Annotated in this window: 22 protein-coding genes and 1 pseudogene; 9 read left to right on the top strand and 14 right to left on the bottom strand. The window is 69.6% G+C overall.

Features of this window, described 5'->3' with window-relative positions; translation table 11 throughout:
• Nucleotides 1–1003 precede the first annotated feature (1003 nt).
• The 5 genes and pseudogenes from ACWCO3_RS01935 to ACWCO3_RS01915 all read right to left on the bottom strand — a co-directional run bounded on the left by ACWCO3_RS01935 (nucleotide 1004) and on the right by ACWCO3_RS01915 (nucleotide 4089).
• Nucleotides 1004–1369, bottom strand: a complete 366-nt coding sequence (locus ACWCO3_RS01935) for a YybH family protein (RefSeq protein WP_167524796.1) — start codon at nucleotides 1367–1369, stop codon at nucleotides 1004–1006.
• A 2-nt stretch (nucleotides 1370–1371) separates the two neighbouring features.
• Nucleotides 1372–1683 carry a muconolactone Delta-isomerase family protein gene (locus ACWCO3_RS01930; RefSeq protein ID WP_357929324.1) on the bottom strand — a complete coding sequence of 104 codons (312 nt, stop codon included), beginning with the start codon at nucleotides 1681–1683 and terminating at the stop codon, nucleotides 1372–1374.
• A 72-nt stretch (nucleotides 1684–1755) separates the two neighbouring features.
• A pseudogene (locus tag ACWCO3_RS01925) lies at nucleotides 1756–2407 on the bottom strand (acVLRF1 family peptidyl-tRNA hydrolase).
• Nucleotides 2408–2444: 37 nt separating this feature from the next.
• Nucleotides 2445–3077, bottom strand: a complete 633-nt coding sequence (locus ACWCO3_RS01920; protein WP_358168128.1) for a LysE family transporter — start codon at nucleotides 3075–3077, stop codon at nucleotides 2445–2447.
• Nucleotides 3078–3480: 403 nt separating this feature from the next.
• On the bottom strand, nucleotides 3481–4089 hold the full coding sequence (locus ACWCO3_RS01915) for a TIGR03086 family metal-binding protein (RefSeq protein ID WP_358078300.1): 609 nt from the start codon (nucleotides 4087–4089) through the stop codon (nucleotides 3481–3483).
• A 342-nt stretch (nucleotides 4090–4431) separates the two neighbouring features.
• Here ACWCO3_RS01915 and ACWCO3_RS01910 point away from each other — a divergent pair, with 342 nt between their 5' ends.
• Nucleotides 4432–4770 (top strand): hypothetical protein, encoded by a 339-nt coding sequence (locus tag ACWCO3_RS01910; RefSeq protein ID WP_145784444.1) that lies wholly within the window; start codon nucleotides 4432–4434, stop codon nucleotides 4768–4770.
• Here ACWCO3_RS01910 and ACWCO3_RS01905 read toward each other — a convergent pair.
• From ACWCO3_RS01905 to ACWCO3_RS01885, 5 genes are all read right to left on the bottom strand, one after another.
• A complete protein-coding gene (locus ACWCO3_RS01905; RefSeq protein WP_145784446.1) occupies nucleotides 4767–6029 on the bottom strand; it encodes an ROK family transcriptional regulator in 1263 nt (420 codons plus the stop codon). The genes ACWCO3_RS01910 and ACWCO3_RS01905 overlap by 4 nt on opposite strands.
• A gap of 112 nt (nucleotides 6030–6141) precedes the next feature.
• The gene (locus ACWCO3_RS01900) at nucleotides 6142–7245 is read right to left on the bottom strand and encodes a substrate-binding domain-containing protein (protein ID WP_145784448.1); all 1104 of its coding nucleotides are present in this window, start codon (nucleotides 7243–7245) and stop codon (nucleotides 6142–6144) included.
• A 51-nt stretch (nucleotides 7246–7296) separates the two neighbouring features.
• A complete protein-coding gene (mmsB, locus tag ACWCO3_RS01895; RefSeq protein ID WP_145784450.1) occupies nucleotides 7297–8595 on the bottom strand; it encodes a multiple monosaccharide ABC transporter permease in 1299 nt (432 codons plus the stop codon).
• On the bottom strand, nucleotides 8592–10139 hold the full coding sequence (mmsA, locus tag ACWCO3_RS01890; RefSeq protein ID WP_145784452.1) for a multiple monosaccharide ABC transporter ATP-binding protein: 1548 nt from the start codon (nucleotides 10137–10139) through the stop codon (nucleotides 8592–8594). The genes mmsB and mmsA overlap by 4 nt, the downstream gene beginning before the upstream one ends.
• Before the next feature lie 522 nt (nucleotides 10140–10661).
• Nucleotides 10662–11840, bottom strand: a complete 1179-nt coding sequence (locus tag ACWCO3_RS01885; RefSeq protein WP_145784455.1) for a glutathione-independent formaldehyde dehydrogenase — start codon at nucleotides 11838–11840, stop codon at nucleotides 10662–10664.
• Between the two features lie 137 nt (nucleotides 11841–11977).
• On the opposite strand from ACWCO3_RS01885, the gene ACWCO3_RS01880 reads away from it, so the two are divergent.
• On the top strand, nucleotides 11978–12562 hold the full coding sequence (locus tag ACWCO3_RS01880; RefSeq protein WP_145784457.1) for a TetR/AcrR family transcriptional regulator: 585 nt from the start codon (nucleotides 11978–11980) through the stop codon (nucleotides 12560–12562).
• Nucleotides 12559–13389 carry an alpha/beta fold hydrolase gene (locus ACWCO3_RS01875; protein WP_167524897.1) on the top strand — a complete coding sequence of 277 codons (831 nt, stop codon included), beginning with the start codon at nucleotides 12559–12561 and terminating at the stop codon, nucleotides 13387–13389. Before ACWCO3_RS01880 ends, ACWCO3_RS01875 begins: the two co-directional genes overlap by 4 nt.
• A 14-nt stretch (nucleotides 13390–13403) precedes the next feature.
• Here ACWCO3_RS01875 and ACWCO3_RS01870 read toward each other — a convergent pair whose 3' ends face one another.
• The 3 genes from ACWCO3_RS01870 to ACWCO3_RS01860 all read right to left on the bottom strand — a co-directional run bounded on the left by ACWCO3_RS01870 (nucleotide 13404) and on the right by ACWCO3_RS01860 (nucleotide 15217).
• Nucleotides 13404–14075, bottom strand: coding sequence for a maleylpyruvate isomerase family mycothiol-dependent enzyme (locus ACWCO3_RS01870; RefSeq protein ID WP_450007984.1), 672 nt, complete (start codon nucleotides 14073–14075; stop codon nucleotides 13404–13406).
• Nucleotides 14076–14234: 159 nt separating this feature from the next.
• A complete protein-coding gene (locus ACWCO3_RS01865; protein ID WP_145784463.1) occupies nucleotides 14235–14471 on the bottom strand; it encodes a tautomerase family protein in 237 nt (78 codons plus the stop codon).
• A 29-nt stretch (nucleotides 14472–14500) separates the two neighbouring features.
• The gene (locus tag ACWCO3_RS01860) at nucleotides 14501–15217 is read right to left on the bottom strand and encodes an SDR family NAD(P)-dependent oxidoreductase (RefSeq protein WP_145784465.1); all 717 of its coding nucleotides are present in this window, start codon (nucleotides 15215–15217) and stop codon (nucleotides 14501–14503) included.
• A 115-nt stretch (nucleotides 15218–15332) separates the two neighbouring features.
• Between ACWCO3_RS01860 and ACWCO3_RS01855 the strand changes: the two genes are divergently transcribed.
• The 3 genes from ACWCO3_RS01855 to ACWCO3_RS01845 all read left to right on the top strand — a co-directional run bounded on the left by ACWCO3_RS01855 (nucleotide 15333) and on the right by ACWCO3_RS01845 (nucleotide 19203).
• Complete coding sequence (locus ACWCO3_RS01855; protein ID WP_145784467.1) at nucleotides 15333–15953, top strand: TetR/AcrR family transcriptional regulator; 621 nt, start codon at nucleotides 15333–15335, stop codon at nucleotides 15951–15953.
• A gap of 111 nt (nucleotides 15954–16064) precedes the next feature.
• Complete coding sequence (locus ACWCO3_RS01850; RefSeq protein WP_450007980.1) at nucleotides 16065–17747, top strand: ATP-binding cassette domain-containing protein; 1683 nt, start codon at nucleotides 16065–16067, stop codon at nucleotides 17745–17747.
• Complete coding sequence (locus ACWCO3_RS01845; RefSeq protein ID WP_450007978.1) at nucleotides 17734–19203, top strand: aminotransferase class V-fold PLP-dependent enzyme; 1470 nt, start codon at nucleotides 17734–17736, stop codon at nucleotides 19201–19203. The genes ACWCO3_RS01850 and ACWCO3_RS01845 overlap by 14 nt, the downstream gene beginning before the upstream one ends.
• A 23-nt stretch (nucleotides 19204–19226) precedes the next feature.
• Here ACWCO3_RS01845 and ACWCO3_RS01840 read toward each other — a convergent pair whose 3' ends face one another.
• On the bottom strand, nucleotides 19227–19625 hold the full coding sequence (locus ACWCO3_RS01840) for a hypothetical protein (RefSeq protein WP_357932009.1): 399 nt from the start codon (nucleotides 19623–19625) through the stop codon (nucleotides 19227–19229).
• Between the two features lie 382 nt (nucleotides 19626–20007).
• Between ACWCO3_RS01840 and ACWCO3_RS01835 the strand changes: the two genes are divergently transcribed.
• From ACWCO3_RS01835 to ACWCO3_RS01825, 3 genes are all read left to right on the top strand, one after another.
• Entirely contained in the window at nucleotides 20008–21264 is a 1257-nt protein-coding gene (locus ACWCO3_RS01835; protein WP_145784475.1) for a glycoside hydrolase family 16 protein, read from the top strand.
• A gap of 169 nt (nucleotides 21265–21433) precedes the next feature.
• Complete coding sequence (locus ACWCO3_RS01830; protein WP_145784477.1) at nucleotides 21434–22456, top strand: DUF4331 family protein; 1023 nt, start codon at nucleotides 21434–21436, stop codon at nucleotides 22454–22456.
• A 256-nt stretch (nucleotides 22457–22712) separates the two neighbouring features.
• On the top strand, nucleotides 22713–23258 hold the full coding sequence (locus ACWCO3_RS01825) for a hypothetical protein (protein ID WP_145784479.1): 546 nt from the start codon (nucleotides 22713–22715) through the stop codon (nucleotides 23256–23258).
• The last annotated feature ends 7 nt before the right edge of the window (nucleotides 23259–23265 follow it).

Below are 23265 nucleotides of genomic sequence, written 5' to 3'. Positions count from 1 at the left end.
CCCATACCCGTGTGGCTCTTCATCTTCGGCATGTGGAACGTCTCTCCCCTGTTACTCGCCGCTGGTGTTTACCGTCAGTCGGGTCAAGGCCCGGCAGCGTTTCGGGTGCAGACGTCGGGACGGGGAGGCTTCGTCAACGGCACTGCACCTGACGACAGACACGCTGATCGAGAGCAATGGGCCATAGGACTGTCAATTACTCTCGACCATCAATTTCTGCGTCAGTTCTCCGAATTACGCCGCTGCGACACTGCCAGTGCACCCACTCGGCATACGAGTACCAGTGCGGTAGGTGAGCCAATTATGATGCCGGACGTTCTTCTTCTGGCTCTCGCACCAGTAATAGGTGTACGGGTGCACAACATCCCAGCAGTATGAATAGCACGTGCCGGAGGTGCAATCGTTGACCTGACTGAAGTCCAGGTCGGCGCAAGGGTTGATCTCGAACATGGGAACCATGTCAGACGAACCCTGAGCTGCGGTAACACATTCTGCTGCGGGCTTGGCGGTTCGCTCCTGGGCAACCGAGGCCGCCGCCGGCGAGGCAGCGGTCAAGGACAAACCCATCAGGAGAATTGCGACCGAGAAAAGCCTGGTCATTGCCTTTAACACGTGTCCTCCAGGTGAAATCCGAGGTCATCACACGCTGCGATGACCCATGACATCCTGGAACGACCGACGTCGCTCGCGCCACGGCCCCCCGTGCACAAATCGCCGTAGTCGACCAGCGCGGCACCCGGACCGAGAAATCCCGTTACCGGAATTCGCTCTCTTGGTGCCGCGCTGTTTATACAACGCTTGTCTCCAGGGCCTGTCAACCCCGCCTGCCGATACCTGGGGCTCTGATGGCGGTGAATACACTGCCCGGCAAGCCTGAGGCGGAGCCGACGACTGAAGCCGATTCCGTGCCAAAACCCGAGGTCATGCTTGCCGCCCGGCAAGCATGACCTTGCTTCAGGCAACCAACGCCGTTGATTCCAGATATCCGGGGAACGGGGTGCCCTCAGTCGCGCCGCGACACCTGGTAGTGCCCGATCAACCAGACGTCCCCGACCCGCCGCGTCAGCACGCCGAGGTACACCGTTAGCGCCGGTCGGTCGGTGAAGCCGAACTCGACCTCCAGGTAGCCCAGGACCACGTCGTCGGCGAGCCGGCGGACCTCCCGGATGTCGTACGCGGCGGTCAGGCCGAGCGGCTGGGCGGCGTAGTACGCGGCGACCCCGGCCCGGCCGACGGTGTACGGACGCAGCCCCTGGAAGATCGCGTCCTCGGTGAAGGACGACGCGACGCGCTCCGGCTCGTGGGCGTCGACCGCCGACGCCCACCGGTCGAGGACGGTCCGCAGGATCTCCACCTCGCTGCTGGCCACGATCACCGCCCCGGCTGCCGGGGCGGCTGACCCGGGTCGTTCGGGTGCGGCGTCAACGGCGTGACGGTCTCCCGCCGCCAGGCCCGCAACGGCATCGACGCGAGAACCGCCTCCAACTCGTCCGCGTCGGCGGCCTCGAACAGCCCCCAGGTACGCCACTCCCCCGGCGCCAGCGGCGGTCGCCACAGCCGCAGGAGGCTGCCCTGCGCCGTCAGCTCGGCCGAACGCGCCGCCTCCCGCCCACGCATCGCGGCGACCTCGTCCTCCGACGTGCCCTCCGGCACCGTCGTCACCATGTCCACCAGAAACTCCACGCGCCCATCCTCCGTCCGGTGGCACGGCGGCAGGCCGGGAACCCCGTTTTGCGTGGCGGTCGTCTCCCGCCCTCAGCCGGGTTCCGGGTCGCGCAGCCGGATGTGCACCGCCCGCGCCGCGGTCACCGCCGCGACGAGCACCGCGTGCCGTGGCTCCGGCACGTCGAGCAGCCGCTCCGCGCGCAGCGGCACGAGCGGGGCCAACCGCCGGTCGGCCAGCACGGTGTCCACCGCCCGCCGGTCCCCGCCGCCGACCACCGCGGTCAGCCTCGTCACCTCCGGCAACAGCAGCCGTACGGCCAGGTCGGCAGCGTCACCCATGGCGGCCTTGGCCTGGTTGTCGCGCCGCCGGGCGAACCGCTGCTGTGACCATCCCCGCGGCGGTGCGCCCCTGCACGTAGCGGGTGTCCACCTTGGAGACAACCAGGTCGACGCCATCGGCCACGCCAACAGCCACCGCGCCCTTGCGGGCCAGCAGCAGGCCGATCCGGCGGGACGCGACAGCGGCGGCCACGAACCCGGCGACGTCGTCGCCGGCCGGCGCGCCGGGCGGGGCGTACAGCTCGGCGGTGGCCCCGTCGTCGGCGGTGAGCAGCAGCCCGTACTCCCGCACTGTGGTGGTGTGCGGGCCGTGCCGGTCGGCGAAGCCCTCGACCCAGCGGCCGACGCGGGCCGGGTCGACCTCCACCCAGCGGCCACCTCCGGCTGCGGGTCGACTGGTCATCGCCCGACCGTACGGCACGGCCGGGTGGGCGGGCCGCTCAGCCCGGCAGCAGCGCGACCACCGCCAGAGCCGCGATCAGCGCGCTGGAGACCAGACCGGTGACCAGCCGCCCACGCGGACTGCTCAACGCCCGACCGACCACGGTGCCGCCGCCGGCGATGAGCAGCTGCCAACTCGCCGACGCGAGGAACACGCCCGCCACGAAGAGCACCGCCGCGCCCGCGCCCGCGCTGGCGGTGTCCCGACGACCGAGCACCAGCGCGGTGAAGTACAGCACCGTCGCCGGGTTGAGCAGGGTCAGCCCGAGCAACGCCGCGTAGGCCCGTCCCGGAGTGCTCAGACCCCCGCCGACAGTTGCCGTCGGCGTCTGCCGTGACCGGTGCGCGGACCAGGTCCGCCACAGGCCGTGCGCGGCCAGGCCCAGCAGGACGACGGCCGCGACCACCCGAAGCGGCCCGGCCACCGGCGCGACGAACCCGGCCAGGCTTGCGCCACCGAGAGCGGCGACCGCCGCGTAGAGCCCGTCGGCCGTCGCCACCGCGAGCGCCGCCGCGGCACCGACCCGGAACGAGGTACGGGCGCTGAGCCCCAGGATGAGGATCGCGATCGCGCCGACCGGGATGGCGACGCCGTAGCCGGCCACCAGACCGGCGAGGAACGCCCCGCTCACGGCCGTCGGTGGCGGGTCGAGGCTCGCCCCCGGACCGGCCGCTGTCGACGCACGGCAGTCGCCGCACGGACAGGGACCTGCATCGGGTACGCCTCAATCACACGCGCATCCTGCGCGCTGAAGCCCCGCCCCCGCCACCGCTTTTCGCCGCGCCCCGCCGCGCCCCCGCAGCCGCCCCCGCGGCCAAGATCGTCACAACATCGGGGATGTTGCTGCCTCCGACGCGCAGGAGACACCAACATCCCCGATGTTGTGTGGATCTTGGGGACGACGACCTGGCGCGGACGGCCGCAAGCCCGCCCACCCCCATGATCGTGCTTGAACCAGGATGTAGTGGTCTCGGCGAGCCGCCGAGACCACTACATCAATGATCGAGCACGATCATCCGCGTCGTCGGGCTCTGTCAGCGCTTGCCGGCCGACCACTGGGGGTCGCGGCCGAGGTAGGCGAGCAGGGCGCTGACCTCGTCGGCTTCCGGGCTGGTGGTGATCGCTGGGGCGTACGCGCCGTAGTTCCGGAGCGGCTCGACGATCTGCCGAGCGACCGCCAGCAGGGGGCGGGCCAGGTCGTCGCCGAGCGGGGACGCCTGGCCGGTGGCCGTCGCGATGTCCCAGGCGTGCACCGCCGCGTCGAGTGCGCATGCGACGGCACCGACGTGGGCCGGCAGCTTGCCCTGGGGCAGCGGCGTGGGCACCTGCGGGTTGTCGTCGGCGACACTCGCCCAGGCGTGGGCCGAAGCGTCGAGAGCGGCGCGCAGGTCGACCAGCTTGTCACCCTCGATCCGGCCGGAGGGAGCGAACGGGTCCTCCGTCGGCCCGGGCCCGCCGACGATCGCCGACGCGAAGGCAAGCTGGTCACCTGTCGCATGCTGGAGCACCTGGGTGACCGTCCACCGCTCGCACGGGGTGGGCAGGTCCCAGGCATCGGCCGGGACCCCCTCGACGGCCGTCCGGAGCGCCGTGTGCGCCTCGTCGAGCACGATCCGCCACTGCGCCGCTGCCATCTCGCTCATCGTCCTGGCCCCTCCGCCGATCCGGCCAGACGGGCGGCAATCCCGCCCGCCTGTGGAGCGGAATGTTCCGCTCCGTTTGCTGAGATCAGCCTATCAGACCGGAACGATCCGTTCCATACCTGGAGCGGGCGGGATTCGGAAAGCGTCGAGCGCCGGTGTCCACCCGGAGGTCGAAGCCGTCGAGAGCGAACCGGTCCCGATACCGCTTGCGCAGCCCCTCCGCGGCTATCGCCGCACCGTTCGTTGTCACGCCTGTCCCCTTCCCGTGGCCCCAACCTTCGGGCTCACCGTACAACATACGGTAGGACGTACGGGAACAGTGGATCGACTAGCGTCGGTGGCATGACGATCTCGTTGGACGGCCGGCGGTTCGCCGCGCTCACGGATGTGGTGGCCGGCGAGGTGGGCACCGAGACGGTCTTCACGTACCACGAGCGGGCCGGTGAGGTGTGGGCCGAGTACGCGGGCGGGTCCATCCGACGCGGCTACCTCGTCGGCACCCGTGAGGGCGACCGGTTGGAGTTCCGCTACGTCCAACTCAACGCCGAGGGGCAGACATCCTCCGGGCGCTGCGTGACCGAGGTGGGCGCGTTGGCCGACGGCCGCCTGGAGCTGCGCGAGAGGTGGACCTGGGAGTCCCGGCCGGGCAGCGGCACCAGCGTGGTGCGGGAGCTCCCCTAGATCGGGTCGACGGGATCCATCTGGCCGGCGACACCGACGTTGAGCGGGTCGGCCAGCAACTTGTCGAACGCCAACTCGGCAGCGCCGATCAGGACGGCGTCGCGGCCCAGTGCCGCCGCACGCAACCGCAGGTACTCGCGGGAGGCGGGCAGTGGCATGGTGTCCAGCCGCTCACGGACCACGTCCGCGCCGGCGGTGAAGATGTCGCGAAGCGACCCACCGAACACCACAGCGTCCGGGTTGACCACGTTGACCAGGTTGGCCACACCGAAGCCGAGCCAGTCGGCGACCTGCGCGACCGCCGCGCTGGCGGTCCGGTCGCCGTCCGCCGCCGCGCGCAGCACCTCGGCCACCGCCGCCCGGTCGCTCGGGTTCCGACCGGCGTGCCGCAGCAGGGCGGCTTCGGAGATCTCGGTCTCCCAGCAGCCACGTGACCCGCAGCCACAGGGCAGACCGTTCGGGTTGACGACCATGTGGCCGACCTTGCCGCTGTGGCCCCGGTGGCCGATCACCAGCCGACCACCAACGATGATGCCGGCGCTGATACCGAGGTCGCCGTGCAGGTAGATGACGTCGTCGATGCCCGTCGCCACACCCCGGACCTGCTCGGCCAGGGCGGCGATGTCAGCCAGGTCGCCAGTCACGAAACCTGGGCCGGCGCTGAACTCCGCCTCCAGGGCGACACCGAGCGTCTCGTCGACGCCGGCGATCCGGATTCTGCCGTCCGGCTCGCGGGTGGTGTCGGTGACCGCGACCGCCCCACCGACCAGCAGCGCGTCGGGGGCCACGGATCGTTCCATGTCACGGACCAGGTCGGCGAGGGGCCGGACGGCGTCGATCGCCGACGTCCCGCTCAGTCGCGGGATCTCCCGCAGGTCCAGGATCTGCCCACCGAGACCGACCCGAGCGGCGCGTAACCGGTCCGCGTCGATGCTCAGGGCGTGCGCGTAGACCCGGTCGGAGCGGGGACTGACCACCAGCGAGGGCCGCCCGGCGCGGCGCACGCTCGCCGGCGCCCCCTCGGTGACCAGTCCGCCGGCCACGAGATCGGCGGCGAGGGCGCCGATGGTGCTGCGGTTGAGGCCGAGCTGGCTGGTCAGTTCGGCCCGGGACGTCGGACCGTGCAGGTGGACGTAGCGCAGGACGGCGCCGAGGTTCTGCCGCCGGATCTCCTCCTGGCTCGCGCCAGGGACCGCCGGAAGCGGGGATTCGGTGGTACGACCGACGCCGGTTGGCCTGGCCCGGACTGGTGCCGCCACGGTCAGACCTCCTTCCGGGTCGAAGCCGATGGGCGCGGAGGTGCGGAGACGACGATGGGTCCCGGTAGTGGAGACCCGGGACCCATCGGCGTTGCTGCCTACCGTGCGGTGATTACTTGGTGAGCGGCGCGAGCTTCGGGTCGTTGGCGTACGCCTCAGCCGCGTTCGCCTTGGTGACGGCGACCGGCGGGAGCAGGAACGTGTCGACGACCTTGCTGCCGTTGTTGTAGGACTTGGTGTCGTTCACCTGCGGGGCGTTACCGGCCTGGAGAGCCTTGACCATGTTGATGGTCTCCTTCACCAGGTTGCGGGTGTCCTTGTTGATCGTCATGTACTGCTCGCCCTTGACGATCGACTTGACCGACTCGACCTCGGAGTCCTGACCGGTGACCACCGGGGTCGGCTTGCCAGCGCCCTTGACCGAGGTCAGGATCGCGCGGGCCAGGGTGTCGTTCGGGGAGAGGACGCCGTCCAGCTCCTTGCTGCCGTAGGTCGAGGTCAGCAGCTGGTCCATGCGGGCCTGCGCACCCTCGGCCTTCCAGCCCTGGATGGCGGTCTGCTTGACGTCCTTCTGGCCCGAGGCGACGACGACGTTGCCCTTGTCGATCTCCGGCTTGAGCACGTCCATCGCGCCGTTGAAGAAGACACCGGCGTTGTTGTCGTCCGGCGAGCCGGAGAACAGCTCGATGTTGTACGGGCCGTTCGGCTTCTTGGCCTTCATGCCGTCCAGCAGGGCCTGGCCCTGGAGCTGGCCGACCTTGAAGTTGTCGAACGCGACGTAGTAGTCGAGGTCCGGCGTGTTGGTGATGAGGCGGTCGTACGCGATCACCTTGGCACCGGCGGCGTGCGCCGCGGCGACCTGGGTCGACAGCTGCGCGGCGTCGGTCGCGCCGATGACGATGACCTTGGCGCCCTTGGTGGTCATGGCGGTGATCTGGGCCTGCTGGTCGGCGACCGTGGTCGACGCGCCGGCGTACTGCACGTCAGCCTGGAAACCGGCCTCCTTGAGGCCGTTGGTGAACAGGTCACCGGCGAGGACCCAGTTCTCCGAGGTCTTGGCCGGGAGGGCCACACCGATCAGCGAGTTCGCAGCGAAGCCCTTGGCGTCGCCCTTCGAACCCGAGTCGTCGCCGTCGCGGCCGGAGCCGCAGCCCGCGAGGGCCAGCATGGCGGCGGCGCTGACCGCGACCACCGACGTGCCAAAGAATTTACGCATGGTGAGGACTTGCCTTTCTTGATGTGAGACGGGTGGAGAGGTCGGTGGCCGTCAGCCGGACACCGCTGCCTTGGCGGGCTCGCGCTCCGCGTCCGGCGGTGAGGCGGGTGGGGCGGAGTCCTCGCGGCGGAACGGCCGCATCAGGCTCCCGATGATGGAGAAGCGCCCCTGGCTCTTGTTGTAGACGTCGATCGCGACGGCGAGCAGCAGGACCAGGCCCTTGATGATCTGAACCCGGTCGGTGCCGACGCCCATCAGCTGGAGGCCGTTGTTGAGCACGGCCATGACCAGACCACCGACGATCGAGCCGCTGATGGTGCCGATACCACCGGAGACGGCCGCGCCACCGATGAAGACAGCGGCGATGGCGTCCAGCTCCCAGCCGTTGCCGTCCTGCGGGCCGGAGGCCGCCGAACGGGCCACGAAGATCATGCCGGCCAGCGCGGCCAGGACGGACATGTTCATCATGACGAAGAAGTTGACCCGCTTGAGCTTCACGCCGGACAGCTCGGCCGCCCGGGAGTTGCCGCCCACCGCGTAGATGTGCCGGCCACCGGCCGTGTTGCGGGTGTAGAAGGAGTACGCGATCACGAGGAGCACCAGGATGATGCCGGAGATCGGGAAGCTGGTGCCGACGCGACCACTGGCGAAGCGCAGCGCCGCGAAGGCGATCACCCCGACCATGACGGCCATCCGCAGGATCGAGATCCACATGGGCGCCGGGTCGGCGTCCATCGCCCGACGGGTCTTGCGGGCCTGGAGCTCCCGCCACACCACGGCTACCGCCGCGGCCAGGCCGAGCAGCAGCGTCGCGTTGTTGTAGCCGGTGTTCGGACCGAACTCGGGCAGGAAGCCGGAGCCGATCTCCCGGAAGCCCTCCGGCACCGGGATCGTGTTGGCGTTACCGATGAACTGGTTGCCACCACGGAACAGCAGCATGCCGGCCAGGGTCACGATGAACGCCGGCACCCCGATGTACGCCACCCAGAAGCCCTGCCAGGCGCCGATGATCGCGCCGATCGCGAGGCCGAACAGGATGGCGACGGGCCAGGGCAGCGACCATTCGGCCATCGACTTGGCCACCAGGATGCCCGCGAAGGCGGCGACCGAGCCGACCGAGAGGTCGATGTGCCCGGCCACGATCACCATGAGCATGCCGATGGCCAGGATCAGGATGTACGAGTTCTGCTGGAACAGTGCGATCAGGTTGTCCGATCGCAGCGTCAGGCCGTCCGTCAGGATCTGGAACAGGACGACGATCGCCACGAGAGTGAAGATCATCCCGAACTGACGGGCGTTGGAGGTCGTGCCTCCGAACAGGTTCTTCTGAAGGTCCTTGATACGGCTCATCGGGTGGCCAACTTCTTCGTCGAGGTCATCTGCTTCATGAGGGTCTCCGGGTTCGCGTCCGCCCGGGCGATCTCGCCCGTGATGGCGCCCTCGAACACGGTGTAGATGCGGTCGCAGAGCCCGATCAGCTCAGGCAGCTCCGAGGAGATGACGACGACGCCCTTCCCCTGGTCGGCGAGCCGCTGGATGATGCCGTAGATCTCGTACTTGGCGCCCACGTCGATGCCGCGGGTCGGCTCGTCGAGGATCAGCAGGTCCGGGTCGGTGAACATCCACTTGGCCAGGACGACCTTCTGCTGGTTGCCACCGGAAAGCTTCGAGACACCCTCGTCGACCGTGGGGGCCTTGGTCCGCAGCTCCTTGCGGTACGACTCGGCCGCCTGGTACTCCTCGACCTCGTTCAGCACGCCGTGGTGCGAGATCTTGGACAGCTTGGCGGCCACCGTCGACGTCTTGATGTCGTCGAGCAGGTTGAGGCCGATCGCCTTGCGGTCCTCGCTGACGTACGCGAGCCCGTTGTCGATGGCGTCCGCCACCGACTTCAGGACGATCTCCTTGCCGTCCTTGATGATCGTGCCCGACTCGTACACCCCGTAGGAGCGACCGAAGACACTCATCGCGAGTTCGGTGCGGCCCGCGCCCATCAGACCGGCGAAGCCGACGATCTCGCCGCGGCGCACCACGAAGCTCTCGTTCTTGCAGACCTGGCGCTCGGCGGAGATCGGATGCCGGACGTTCCAGTTGCGCACCTCGAAGAAGACGTCGCCGATCTTCGGGGTGTGGTCCGGGAACCGGCTGCTCAGCTCGCGACCGACCATGCCCCGCACGATCCGGTCCTCGTCGACCCCGTCCGCCTTGACGTCGAGGGTCTCCACGGTCCGGCCGTCGCGCAGGATGGTGATCTGGTCGGCGATCGCCTCGATCTCGTTCAGCTTGTGCGAGATCATGATCGAGGTGATGCCGCGGGAGCGGAAGCCGCGCAGCAGGTCCAGCAGGTGCCGGGAGTCGGCCTCGTTCAGCGCCGCGGTCGGCTCGTCCAGGATGAGCAGCTTCACGTCCTTGGCGAACGCCTTGGCGATCTCCACGAGCTGCTGCTTGCCGACGCCGATGTCCTTGACCAGGGTGTCCGGGTCCTCCTCCAGACCGACCCGGGCCATCAGGTCCAGCGCCATCCGGTTCGCGGCCTTCCAGTCGATCGCGCCCCGCTTGCGCGGTTCGTTGCCGAGGAAGATGTTCTCGGCGATCGACATCCCCGGAATGAGCGCGAGCTCCTGGTGAATGATCACGATGCCGGCGTTCTCGCTGGCCCGGATGTCGGAGAACTTGCTCTCCGACCCCTGGTAGACGATCTTGCCGTCGTAGCTGCCGTGTGGGTAGACCCCGCTGAGCACCTTCATCAGCGTGGACTTGCCCGCACCGTTCTCGCCGCAGATGGCATGGATCTCGCCGGCGCGAACCACCAGGTTGACGTCGGAGAGGGCCTTGACTCCGGGGAACTCCTTGGTGATGGAGCGCATCTCAAGGAGGATCGGCACGTCGCTCATAGCTCGTACCACCTCGCCAACGTCATCGGTTGCCTCCGGAAGGTTGAACCTTCACTTGGTTTTGTTGTTGACGGCAACGTATTGCGGCCGGAGGGTCATCCGCAAGGCGAGGGCCTGTTGAAAATGTAACAATCCGGCAATATAGACGTAGCGCAGTATTCGCCCGTCACAGCCGCCCCCGCAGCCCCGCAGGGCACCTTCGCGTGCCGGTGGCAACGTTGTCAAATGATAGCGACGCGACAGCCCGACCCCAGCCGCCCTTGACAGGCCCGCTACCAGGCATGATCCGCCGCGCCCGGACGAAAGACGACACAGCCGTCTGTTCACCGCCATCGAGTGATCTTGATCGGGTCACGACGCCGGCACCGCCTCCGGGACGTCACGTCGCCCCTCGGCCCACTGTGTGACCCACGCCTCTACCAGAGAGTCGGATCGACGATGATCGTCTCGACACGGCCGCCACCAGGTGAGGGATCCGCGACCTAACGCACCTTAAGGCCGATTCGGGGCCGATCCGCACGGTCAGCTCGGACGCAGCACCGCCTTGATCACGCCGTCCTCCCGGCGGTCGAAGCGGCGGTAGAGGTCCGGCGCGTCGGCCAGGGTGCCGTGGTGGGTCACGACAACGCTCGGCCGGGCACGACCGGCGACGACCAGGTCGCGCAGCAGCACTGTGTAGCGGCGGTCGTGGGTGCGGCCGAACCGGACCGCGACTCCCTTGCTGAACAGCGTCCCCCACGGCGCGACGAGGTCTTCGTGGCTGTCCGCGCCGGGGGCGGGATGCAGGTCCTTGTCCGGGTACACGCCGGCCACCCCGATCGCCCCGACCGGGTTGACCAGCCGGGCCGCATCGGCGATGACCTGGTCCGGGCGCTCCCGCTCGGGATGCTCCCGGTCACGAGCCTGGAACCCGACCGCGTCGATCACCTTGTCCACCCCGCCCAGCTTCTCCTCGCCGAGCGGCAACCGGGCCCGGGCCCGGTCGGCACGGATCTGCTCGACCGGGTCACCACGGCGGAAGTCGATCGGCACCGCGCCGATCTCGCCGGCCTTGTCGAGCCGGGCGTCGACTCCGTCGACGCAGTAGACGACGCGGGCACCTCTCAGCAACGCCGAGTAGGCGCCCAGCAGGCCGATGGTGCCCGCACCGAACACGGCCACCGTGTCCCCGGCCTCGACCCCGGCGAGGGTGGCGGCGGCGTGCCACCCGGTGACGAACGCGTCGGCGAGCAGCACGAAGTCGTCCTCGTGCTCGTCCCCCGGCTCGCCGGGCACCGGCACGCAGTTCGCGTCGGCCCACGGCACGCGCAACAGGTCGGCCTGGGCACCCCGGTACGGGCCCATCCCGGCGTAGCCGTACGCCGCGCCCGGCGCCTCGGCCCGGGCCCGTAGGCAGGCCGCCGAGAAACCGCGCGCGCACATCACACACGTGCCGCAGAACAGGTGCGTGGGGATCACCACCCGGCTGCCCGGCCGGACGGTCTGCACCGCGCTGCCCACCTCCTGCACCACTCCCAGCGGCTCGTGACCGAGCACCAGCCCGGAGTCTGCGCCGGTCCGTCCGTCGTACATGTGCAGGTCGGTGCCGCAGAGAGCGGTGGAGGTGATCCGCACGAGCACGTCGGTCTCCGCCTCCAGCGTCGCGTCGGGCACCTCCCGCACGGCGACGGTTCGCACGTCGGCGTAGACGACGGCTCTCATCCCGGCCCTCCTGTTCGGCGACGGATGGCCGGTCTTCCCCCCACTGCGCCGTTCATGCCACCGCGCCGCCGAACCGCGTTCGCGGCGGTGCTAACTTAGGTGTCCTAAGTTCTTTCCTAGGGAAGCAAAGGACCGGCATGCCCCGACAGGGACTGACCAGCGCGCGCGTCTCCGCCGCCGCCGCGGAGCTGGCAGACGAGGTCGGCCTGGCTCGGTTGACCGTCGCGGCCGTCGCTCGACACTTCGGGGTCTCCGACGCCGCTCTGTACGTGCACGTCCGCAGTCGCGACGCGTTGATCGAGCACGTCGCGGTACGGGCGGCGGCCGGGTTCGCCGACGAACTCGCGATCGCCGTGGCCGGTCGCTCGGGCCGCCACGCACTGGAGGCGTTCGCCGACGCCTGGCGCGCGTTCGCTCTCGCCCACCCGGGGCAGTACGCGGCGACCCAGCTTCCGTTGCCGCCCGAGATCGGCACGAGTTCCGTCGGGCACCTGCGCCTGATCGAGCTGAGCTACGCGATGCTGCGCGGCTACGGGCTCGATGAGCCCGCGCTGACCGACGCGATCCGATTCGTCCGCAGCACCCTCCACGGCTTCACGAGTATCGAGACCGTCGACGGGTTCGGGCATCCCCGCCCTCTCGACGCCTCCTGGCACTCTCTTCTCGACGCCGTGCACACCACACTGAACAACTGGCCGACCGGAACCCGGGAGCAGAAGTGAACAGCGACGACCTGACCGTCGAATCCCCCGACGGGACCCGTCTGGTGGTGCGGCGTCTCGGGGCCGGGGATCCCGTCGTACTCGTGCACGGATCGGGTGGCGGGCTGCACTCGTGGGCCGCCGTCGCGGACGATCTCGCTCGGGATCACACGGTGTGGATGCCGGCCCGGCGCGGATACGGCCCCAGCGACGTCCCGCCGGGCACGAAGTCCTTCGCGGACGAGACCGTCGACCTGCTGGCCGTCATCGAGGCAGCACACCGCCCTTCGGGCAAGCCGGTCCATCTCGTCGGGGCGTCCTACGGCGCGACCCTGGCACTGCACACCGCTTCGGCCAACCCCCGCAACCTACGTTCGCTGGCCGTCTTCGAGCCTCCGCTCTACGCCGCCGGAGCAGGGATCACACCGCTGCTCGACAGGTACCGGTCCGCCTTCGAACGCGACGACGCCACGGCGATGGCAGCGGCGTTGAACGACGTGACGCGGGTTCCGGCCGAGATCGTCGCCGCCCTCGCCGCCTCGGCCGGCGATCGGACGCCCGATCCGGTCGAGGCCCGACGCTCGGCGATCGGCTGGCTGCACGACCTCGAAGCCCTCGCCGGGGACGGCACGGACATCGCACGGTGGTCCTCGATCAGTGTGCCGACGCTCCTGCTGGCGGGCGCCGACACGTGGGAGCCGATGCCCACCACTGTTGACGCCCTGGCGGCGGCGATGCCAACGGCGCGTCACATCGTCTGGCCCGGCCAGTCGCATTTCGCGACCATGACGGCACCCAACCTTTTCGCCGACGCGCTGCGGCAGTTCTTCGCGGAGGTCTCGGGATAGCCCGAACGCGACGCTCAGCGGGCCAACCGGTCGCGCAGTATCGGGACGCCGTCACCGGACAACTCGGCGAGGACGATGGACCGACCGGTCAGCGCGAGCATCACCGCCTCTGCCGCGCCCCGGACCACTCGCCCCTCCCCTGATGCCCAGCCCAGGTCGGTCGCCTCGAACCGCAGGCCGTCGGTGTGACCTCTGCGGACGAAGGAACCGATCGCGCGACGGTGCACCAGGAAGTCCAGCGACGCCCGGAGCCGATCGGGACGCAGGTCGTGCGTCAGACCCAGCGGGCGGCGGATGTCCTGTCCGTGCACCTGGAGGTCGGTGAGCTGACCGAAGAAGCCGACCCGCGGTGCCCGGAACGGCGTCTCGGCGTTCTCGCGCAGCAGCGCCGAGATCTCACCGGCCGGTCGGCGGGCGACCATCCCGGCCAGCCGGGCGTTGGCGTCGTGCAGATTGAAGCGGCTCCGCAGCAGGAGCGGTAGGAACCAGCGGCGACGAGCGGCGAAGGGGGCGACGAGATGAGCGGCCACCTGCCGGACGGTCCATGCGCCGCACAGACTCGGGACGCCCAGTTGCTCGGGCGACAGCGCGTCGATCAGGTCAGCGGCCCGCCGCCGTTCGTCGCTGATCATGACCATGAGGTCGGTGGGTGTGGGATCTGGCGGGCCGGCGGACGGTGTGGTCATCGGAGTCCTCCCCGTTAGGACAGTGAACTCGGCCAGTATGCCGACCGCGTCCGTCCGAGACTGCCCCCTCGCGTCCGGCTCACGACCCGGCAGCGGCCCTTGCCGACGAGCCCGCCCTCGCCGGTGCGGAGACTGGGCCGCACCGGCGAAGGGCCGGGTCTACTCGGACGCCTGGGCGCTCTGCTGCCGGAACTGGTCGACCGGCAGGCCGCCACGACCCCAGTTCTCGGTCGCGACTTCGTCGATCACCACGAAGGTCGACGTCAACGGCTTGTTCAGGACGTCGCGCAGCAACTCGCTCACGCCCTTGATCAGGGCGGCCTTCTCCTCGGCGGTCGCCGCGGACGTGCCGGGTGTGCTGCCCTCGCGGGTGATCTGAATGGTGACGATCGGCATCGTCTGCTCCTCTCCGGGATCGGGTCAGGTCAGTGGCCGGCGTTCTGGCCACCGTCGACGTGCAGGATCTCGCCGGTGACGAACGGGGCGGACTCGAGGTAGACGACGGCCTCGACCACGTCACTGGTCTCGCCCATCCGGCCGACCGGGTGCAGGCCCGCGAGCGTCTCGTGCGTCTCGACCGGGTGCATCGGGGTCTTGATGACGCCGGGCGCGACGGCGTTGACCCGAACACCGCGACCCGCGTACTCGATGGCCAGGGACTTGGTGGCCGAGCTGAGGCCGCCCTTGGTCAACGACGCGAGCACCGACGGAACGTTCGAGTTGGGCTGGTCGACGAAGCTGGTCGTGATGCTGACGATGTGACCGGCGCCACTGGTCAGCAGGTGCGGCATGACGCGCCGGGTGAGGTGGAAGAACCCGGCGAGGTTGATCCCGGTCACCTGGTCGAAATCCTCGTCGGTGTAGTCGGTGAACGGCTTGGCGACGAAGACGCCCGCGTTGTTCACCAGGGTGTCGATGCGCCCGAAACGGTCGAGGGCGGCGTCCACGACCCGTTGCGCCGTGTCGGCGTCGGCGATGTCGCCCTGGACTGTGACGACCTGCGGGTCGTCGGACGCGCCGATCGAGCGCGACGTGGCGACCACGCCGTAGCCGAGCTTGCGGTAAGCGTCCACGAGGCCGGCGCCGATGCCCTGGGACGCACCGGTGACCACGACGACCTTCTGTACCTGACTGGTGTTCATGGGAACCCTTCCTGACTGGCCGAAGCCCTGGGGGCCGGACCGGGAGGCCCAACCGGATGACCACTAGACGACTGGTCTACTAAAAGCTAGCCGACCGGTCGTGTATCGTCAAAGCATGGGACGGACCAGTGACGCGCGGAACAAGATCCTCGACGCTGCCGCCACGCTGATCGAGCAGCGCGGCTACTCGGCCCTGGGCGTGGCCGAGATCTGTGCGACGGCCGGCGTACCGAAGGGCAGCTTCTACTACTTCTTCGAATCCAAGCAGGCCCTCGCCCGCGTCGTCATCGACGAGCACTGGGTCGCCCAGCGTCGCCAGTGGGAGCAACTGCTCGGCGCAGAGCACGACCCGCTACGGCGGCTGCGGGACCTGTTCGTGGCGACCGAGGAGATCCAGCGCGTCGGCCAACAGAACTCCGGAGTCGTCGCCGGCTGCCTGTTCGGCAACCTCGCCCTCGAACTCAGCAACCAGGCCGAGGAGATCCGCGGTCGGCTCCAGGAGATCTTCGAGGAGCAGATCGCCCTCATCGAGCAGGTCGTCGTCGAGGCGAAGGAGCACGGCCTGGCCGGCCCGTCGGTCGACGTCCGGGAGGCCGCCCGCTCCATCGTGGCCCAGATCGAGGGACGGGTCCTGCTCGCGAAGCTGCTCAACGATCCGACCCAGCTGGAAACGCTGTGGCGCAACTGCCTGGATCTTCTCCAGGTGCCGGCGGAGGCACGGACCACGATCGACTGAGTGGGCGGACAGCGCTGACCGATCAGGCCGACACACCGACCGGGCCACTCAGTAACATCGGCGAGGCACGATATCCAGGCGGACCCTCACCGACCCGATCGGGCACCCGACATGACGACCGAGCAGACCACGACTCCCCCGCGCACCGGCGTCGGCATCGCCACCAACGGGCTGGGCCAGAGCGTCCGAGGCGGTCGTCAGATCCTGGACGACGTCTCGCTGGCCATCGCGCCGGGCGAACTGGTCGCGATCATCGGTGCCAGCGGCGCCGGTAAGACCACACTGCTGGAGCTGCTCGGGGGCGTACGGCGACCGACGGCGGGCACCGTGACGTACGACGGCACCGCGGACCCGGGCGCCATCGGTTTCGTCCCGCAGGACGACATCATCCACCGGGAGCTGCCCCTGGCCCGCACCCTGCGGTACGCCGCCCGACTGCGCCTCCCCTCCGCGACCGGGACGGCCGAGGTCGGCGACCGGGTCGCCGAGGTGCTCGCCGAGCTGCGACTCAGCGAACGGGCCGACACACCGGTGGGCCTGCTCAGCGGCGGTGAACGCAAACGCGCCAGCATCGCTGTCGAGTTGCTCACCCGGCCCGGCGTGTTCCTCCTCGACGAGCCCACCTCCGGGCTGGACCCGGCGATCGCCGTGGAGCTGCTCCAGGTGCTCCGCACCCTCGCCGACACGGGGACGACGGTAGTGCTCACCACCCACCAGATCACCGACGTGGACCACTGCGACCGGGTGGTCGTGCTGACCCGAGACGGCCGCCTGGCGTTCAGCGGCACCCCGGCCGCAGCCCGGGAGTTCTTCGGCCTGCGGTCCCTCGTCGAGGTGCACCTCCATCTCGACGAGGCGACGCACCCGACCCAGTGGCCCGACCGTTTCGCCGAGCAGCGGCGCGACGCCGAATCAGCAGCCCGTCCCACCCACGCTGGTGACAGCGCCGCGCCGGTGCCCGTCGGCCGGCTGCGTCAGTGGTCCGTCCTCACCGCACGGAACGCGGAGATCGTCGTCCGCAACCGGCTGACGCTGGCGATCCTGCTCGGCTCGCCGCTGATGGTGCTCGGCATGTTTGCGCTGCTCTTTCGTCCGGGAGCGTTCGAGCCGAGCAGGCCGAGCCCCACGGTGACGGTGATGATCCTGTTCTGGATCGCGTTCGGCGGCTTCTTCTTCGGGCTGACCTACGGGCTGCTCCAGATCTGCACCGAGCTACCGATCCTGCGGCGGGAGCGGCTGGCGGGTGTCCGGCTGGTGCCGTACCTGACGGGGAAGGTCGCGGTGCTGCTGCCGCTGCTGGCCCTGGTGGACCTGGCCCTGCTCGGGGTGTTGCGCGGCATCGACCGGCTGCCACCTGTCGACGGCCCCGACTTCGCCGCCCTGTACGCGACCCTGCTGCTCTCCTCGACGGCCGCGCTCGCCCTCGGTCTGCTGTGCTCCGCGGCCGTGTCCGACGCGGCACAGGCCACGCTCATGCTGCCGATGCTGTGCTTCCCGCAGGTGCTGTTCGTCGGCGCGATCCTGCCGGTGCCGGCCATGGCGGTCGGCGGGCAGTGGCTCAGCTTCGCGATGTCGAACCGGTGGGCGTTCGAGGCCCTGGGGCACACCGCGGGGGTGGAGCGACTCTGGCGGGACGGCGGCTCCCCGCTCGGCCCGCCGCTGCTCGCCACGTACGGCGACAGCTTCTCCCGGCCGGTGTGGGTGAACTGGCTGGTGCTCGGTGGCTTCGTGGTGCTCTTCCTGAGCGCCACCTGGGCGGTGCTGGCACGAAGGGACTCCCGTGGCAACCCGTGAGCCGGCAGCGCCCACCTCGCCGACGGCGTGGCCCGGATACGCCGCCACGAGCCGCATCGACGACCTGCGGGCCACCGAGTACCACCACCTGGACCGGAACGGGCAGGTGTACCTCGACTACGCCGGGGCGGGGGTGGCCGCACAGGCCCAGGTACGCGAGCATCACGATCGGCTGCTCGCCGGCCTGTACGGCAACCCGCACTCGGAGAATCCCACCAGCAGCGCGGCGGGTTCGCTGGTGGAGTCGGCCCGACGCGCGGTGCTCGACTTCTTCCACGCGGATCCGGCCGAGTACACGGTCGTCTTCACCCCGAACGCCAGCGGCGCCTGCCGGCTGGTCGGCGAGGCGTACGACTTCCGTCGGGGCGCGTCGCTGGTGCTGACCTGGGACAACCACAACTCGGTCAACGGTGTCCGCGAGTACGCCCGGGCGGCCGGCGCGACCACGCGCTACGTACCGCTGAGCGGGCCGGACCTGCGGGTCGCGGAGTCTGACCTGGTCGCGGTGCTCGATGCCGGCCGGGGCAGCCTGGTCGGCCGACGGGGTCGGGCCGGTGGTCGGGGTCTGTTCGCCTATCCGGCGCAGAGCAACTTCTCCGGCGTGCAGCACCCGCTGGACTGGGTGGAGGTGGCGCACCAGCGCGGGTACGACGTGCTGCTCGACGCCGCCGCGTTCGCGCCGACGAACCGGTTGGACCTCAGCGTGGTCAAGCCTGATTTCGTGTGCCTGAGCTGGTACAAGCTCTTCGGTTACCCCACCGGGGTCGGCGCGCTGCTGGCCCGCCGCGACGCCCTTGCCCGGCTGCGCCGGCCGTGGTTCGCCGGCGGCACCATCCGCGCGGTCAGCGTGCAGGGCGACTGGCACCGGTCGACGGACGACGAGTCGGCGTTCGAGGACGGCACACTCAACTTCCTCAGCATCCCGGACGTGGAGTTCGGGTTGCGGTGGCTCGACTCGATCGGCGTCGACCTCGTCCACACCCGCGTCGCCCTGCTCACCGAGTGGTTGCTGGAACGGCTGACCACGCTGCGGCACGACACCGGCGGGCCCCTGGTGCAGGTGTACGGGCCGACGACGGGTGCGGGGCGCGGCGGGACTGTGGCGTTCAACCTCCGCCACCCGGACGGCACCCTGGTCGACGAACGGCTCGTCGCACGGGAGTCCGCGGCAGCCGGGTTCTCGCTGCGTACCGGCTGTTTCTGCAATCCGGGCGCGGGTGAGGGCGCGTTCGGGATCAGGAGGGAGTCGGTGCGGCAGCGGCTGTTGGCGCGGGTCGACACGATCGACCAGTATCTCGACGCGTTACGGCTACCGACGGGCGGCGCGGTACGCGTCTCGTTCGGGCTGGCGTCGACCGCGACCGACGCGGAGCGTCTCGTCGCCTTCGTGCAGTCGACGTACCCGAACCGTGACGTCGGGGTGGGGTCACCTCTGCCACCCCGACTGCGCTGCTGACGGCAGCGCGGGCCAGCGCGGCCCTAGCTGACCTGGGCCACCGGGGCCGGGCGGTGCTTGATCTCCTCCATGAACGGGAACCGGGCGGTCAGCTCGGTGAACGCCAGCCCGGCCCGCCAGGCCGCGGCCACCTGGGCGACCTGCAACAGGTCCATGACGTCGCCGCGCGCGAGGACCTCGCCGGAGACCCGCAGGTCGATCATGAAGTATCGGGCCTGCGAGCCCAGCTTGACGCAGACCACGCCCTGGTCGGAGTGCAGTTCGGCGCAGGTGAACCGGCTGCGCCCCTGGTCGGGGGCGCTCACCCGGCCGATGTCGAGCCCGTGGCGGGTGGCGGTCTCGACGAGCGCGGGGGCCAGACCACCGTGCTCGACCAGGTCCGGGTAGAGGCGCACACCCAGCGCCGTCGACGCGTCGCTCATGACTGACTCCCACTTCCTTGTGACAGAGACCAGCAGCGCGCAGGTTACGAGGAGGTTTCCCGCACGCCTCGCCATCCTGTCCCGGTTGGACGCCCCACGGCAATAGGAAGGGTCGATTCGACCGCCATCGAGTAACGGTCGGGGTTCCCGACCTCCGTCGATGGGCTACCGCCGTCCACCTCGGAGACATCGACGAGCCTCGCGCCCTCGTCGCACTCCGACATCCCGCCGCTCACTGGCCAGCATCGGGCGGTAACGGACGGTTGTCATATTGGAAACACTCTTGACAGAAAGGACTCGACATCGACATGCTTCAGTTTGGAGAGCGCTCTCCGCCTCTTCGTCACGACGCCTCCATCACCCCCACGCTGAGGAGCCTCCCGTGTTCACAGCCCGCCCCAGACTCCGCTTCCGACCATTCGTACTCGCGGCAGCCGCGCTGGTCACCACCACCGTGGCACTCGTCGTCCCGCCGCAGCCCGATCGGGCCGAGGCCGCCATCGGCCCGATCAGCTGGCAGGACGAGTTCAACTCCCCCGCCGGCACGCCCGTCGACCAGAACAAGTGGCGGTTCGACATCGGCGGCGGCGGCTGGGGCAACAACGAACGGCAGTACTACACGAGCAGCACCAGCAACGCCGTCCACGACGGCCAAGGCAACCTGGTGATCACCGCCCGCCGGGACAACCCCGCCAACTACCAGTGCCACTACGGGCGCTGCGAGTACACGTCGGCCCGACTGCTGTCGGCGGCCACCTTCACGCAGACGTACGGCCGGTTCGAGGCACGCATCAAGATCCCGCGTGGTCAGGGCATCTGGCCGGCGTTCTGGATGCTCGGCACCGGCGGCGGGTGGCCCGACGCGGGCGAGATCGACATCATGGAGAACATCGGCCGGGAGCCCAACACCGTGTACGGCACCGTGCACGGGCCCGGCTACTCCGGCGGCGGCGGCATCACCGGCAGCCGCACCCTGGGCAGCCCTCTCGCCGACGGCTTCCACACCTACCGGGTCGACTGGGAGCCGAACGTCATCACCTGGTACCTGGACGGCGTGCAGTACCACCGGGTCGACCCCGCGCGGCTCGGCGGCAACCGGTGGGTGTTCGACCACCCCTTCTTCATGATCCTCAACGTCGCGGTCGGCGGTAACTGGCCCGGCTACCCGGACGGATCGACGCAGTTCCCGCAGCAGATGCTCGTCGACTACGTCCGGGTGTCCAGCTACACCTCCGGCGGAGGCGACCCCGCCCCCGGCACCAGCCGAATCCGGGGCGCGCAGAGCGGTCGCTGCATCGACATCCCCAGCGCCAACCCGGTCGAGGGCGCCAAGTTGCAGATCTGGGACTGCAACACGAGCGCCGCACAGGCGTGGACCTTCGCCTCCGACGGAACCGTCCGCGCGATGGGCAAGTGCATGGACCCCGCCTGGGCCGGCACCGCCAACGGCACCGAGGTCAACCTGGTCAGTTGCAACGGCAACACGGCGCAGCGCTTCACCCTCAACGGGTCCGGCGACCTGGTCAACCTCAACGCCAACAAGTGCGTGGACGTGCGGGAAGCCAACCCCAACAACGGCGGCAAGCTGCACCTGTGGGACTGCCTGGGCGCGGCCAACCAGAAGTGGTCTCGCATCTGAGGCACCGGCACCGCGAGTGGGCCGTTCGAGCACAGTCTCGGGCGGCCCACCGCCCTGCGCGGACCGCTCCGCCGCCCGGGTGAATCGCGAGCCAACCCTCGCTCCGGTCCAGCCCACGCCCACTACGTTCGGATCAATCCAGATATCCGGCCGTTCCGGGAGTGAGTTCATGTCGCACCATCTCGACACCCCCCTCGCCGCCCAGGGCGGTCAGCTCTACATCGACGACCTCTTCGTCTTCAACGGCGATCGCGCCACGGTGTTCGTCATGGACGTCAACAGCTCGGTGACCAAGGCTGACATCAAGCGTGGTTTCCACGCCGAGGGCCGGTACGAATTCAAGATCCACGTCAACGGCACGGAGATGGAGGACCTGACCTACCGGTTCGCCTTCGGTGAGCTCGACGGCGACGGCAAGCAGGCCTTCCAGTTGTACGAGCTGACCGGATCGGACGCCCGCGACGACGCCGCGATGGGCACTCCCATCGCCGAGGGACGGACCGGTGAGATGTCGACCGGCACCAACGTCCGGATCTGGGCCGGGCGGATCACCGACCCGTTCTTCGTCGACCTCGACGAACTCGCCACCATCAACGGCGCGGTCAAGGACGGGTCGACTGTGGACCGTTCGGCGTGGCGCGTCGACCAGGCCAAGAACAGCTTCGCCGGCACGACCGTCGAGTCGATCGTCCTGGAGGTCTCCCACGACGAGCCGCTGCTGCGCGACGGCACCGAGATCGGCGTGTGGTGTCGGACCCTCCTGGCCACCGACGCCGGAGGATGGCGCCAGATCAACCGCGCCGGCCACCCCATGATGTGGCCGATCTTCTGGCCGCACGACACCGACTTCTCGGACCCCGCCAACTTCCGCCACCCCAGTCGCGACCTCGCCGAGGACGGTGAGGAGATCGCCAACGCGGTAGCGGGTGTCGTCGCGGCAAACGGCACCGCACCGGACCCGCAGGCGTACGGCTGGAGCGTCGCCCGGCAGCTCTATCCCGACCTCCTGTCGTACACGGTCGGCACTGCCGCGAACTACGGCTTCGCGATCCGCAACGGACGCGCCCTGGCCGACAACGCGCCCGAGGTGATGTTCTCGCTGGTCCTCAACACCGGCACCACCTCGGGCCTCACCCCGGAGGTCACCAAGGCCGCCCGCGCGAGCAGCTTCCCCTACGTCGTGCCGGCCTGAGGGTCCGCAGCGCAGCGGGCCAGGCTCCAGCAGCCGACGCTCGGCCGCATGCCGAGGGCCCGGTCTCTCTGCAGGATCGGCTTGTCGACCCAGTCGCGATCGCTCGCTGTCGTAACGACCGGCGGGCGATCGACTTTTCCCAGCTCACGACTGCCAGACGACCGGGTGATCTACGGGCTGTTTGCCCATTTATGGGCGATTCGCGTAGTTAGTCTTCGAGAGCTCCGTATGGGCGATTCGAGGATAAGGAGATTCGATGCGCAGGAAACTTCTCGCGGGCTTGGCCGGCGTCGCCGCCGTCGTCGCGCTCGCCGGACCGGCCGCCGCGGACACGACTGGCGACACGATCGTGACCCTGACCGTCGACGCCGCCGGCGGTCTGTCGATCACCGTTCCGGCGACGGCGAACATCGGACACGGTGTCGAGGGCTCGACCGTAACCGGGCAGCTCGGCCCGGTCACGGTGCTCGACCAGCGCGGGTCGCTCACCCCCAACTGGACGGCCAGCGTCATCTCCACCGACTTCGTCACCGGCGGCGGCAGCTCGGGAGAGACGATCCCCAACATCAACGTCCTCTACTGGTCGGGTCCCGCGACAGCGACGGCCGGCGGCGGCACCTTCACGCCCGGCCAGCCGACCGCCGCCCAGCAGGTGATCATCAACGTCCCCCGGACGGCGATGACCCACACCGGCGGCACCGGCAACAACTTCGCCAGCTGGAACCCGACCCTGGTGGTGAACGTACCGGTCGGCACCGTCCAGGGTGTCTACACCGGGACGGTGACACATTCGGTGGTCTGACCCGCTC

It is taken from the genome of Micromonospora sp. NPDC002411, assembly GCF_053592955.1.
Note: the sequence above shows the minus strand (reverse complement) of the source record. Positions and strands in the feature narration are given on the sequence as shown.

Bases quoted from the DNA above. Each gene is read 5' to 3' on its own strand.
- ACWCO3_RS01915 (WP_358078300.1), bottom strand. From the start codon at position 4,089: ATGAGCGAGATGGCAGCGGCGCAGTGGCGGATCGTGCTCGACGAGGCG.
- ACWCO3_RS01910 (WP_145784444.1), top strand. From the start codon at position 4,432: ATGACGATCTCGTTGGACGGCCGGCGGTTCGCCGCGCTCACGGATGTG.
- ACWCO3_RS01900 (WP_145784448.1), bottom strand. From the start codon at position 7,245: ATGCGTAAATTCTTTGGCACGTCGGTGGTCGCGGTCAGCGCCGCCGCC.
- mmsB (WP_145784450.1), bottom strand. From the start codon at position 8,595: ATGAGCCGTATCAAGGACCTTCAGAAGAACCTGTTCGGAGGCACGACC.
- mmsA (WP_145784452.1), bottom strand. From the start codon at position 10,139: ATGAGCGACGTGCCGATCCTCCTTGAGATGCGCTCCATCACCAAGGAG.
- ACWCO3_RS01885 (WP_145784455.1), bottom strand. From the start codon at position 11,840: ATGAGAGCCGTCGTCTACGCCGACGTGCGAACCGTCGCCGTGCGGGAG.
- ACWCO3_RS01880 (WP_145784457.1), top strand. From the start codon at position 11,978: ATGCCCCGACAGGGACTGACCAGCGCGCGCGTCTCCGCCGCCGCCGCG.
- ACWCO3_RS01870 (WP_450007984.1), bottom strand. From the start codon at position 14,075: ATGACCACACCGTCCGCCGGCCCGCCAGATCCCACACCCACCGACCTC.
- ACWCO3_RS01865 (WP_145784463.1), bottom strand. From the start codon at position 14,471: ATGCCGATCGTCACCATTCAGATCACCCGCGAGGGCAGCACACCCGGC.
- ACWCO3_RS01860 (WP_145784465.1), bottom strand. From the start codon at position 15,217: ATGAACACCAGTCAGGTACAGAAGGTCGTCGTGGTCACCGGTGCGTCC.
- ACWCO3_RS01855 (WP_145784467.1), top strand. From the start codon at position 15,333: ATGGGACGGACCAGTGACGCGCGGAACAAGATCCTCGACGCTGCCGCC.
- ACWCO3_RS01850 (WP_450007980.1), top strand. From the start codon at position 16,065: ATGACGACCGAGCAGACCACGACTCCCCCGCGCACCGGCGTCGGCATC.
- ACWCO3_RS01840 (WP_357932009.1), bottom strand. From the start codon at position 19,625: ATGAGCGACGCGTCGACGGCGCTGGGTGTGCGCCTCTACCCGGACCTG.
- ACWCO3_RS01830 (WP_145784477.1), top strand. From the start codon at position 21,434: ATGTCGCACCATCTCGACACCCCCCTCGCCGCCCAGGGCGGTCAGCTC.
- ACWCO3_RS01825 (WP_145784479.1), top strand. From the start codon at position 22,713: ATGCGCAGGAAACTTCTCGCGGGCTTGGCCGGCGTCGCCGCCGTCGTC.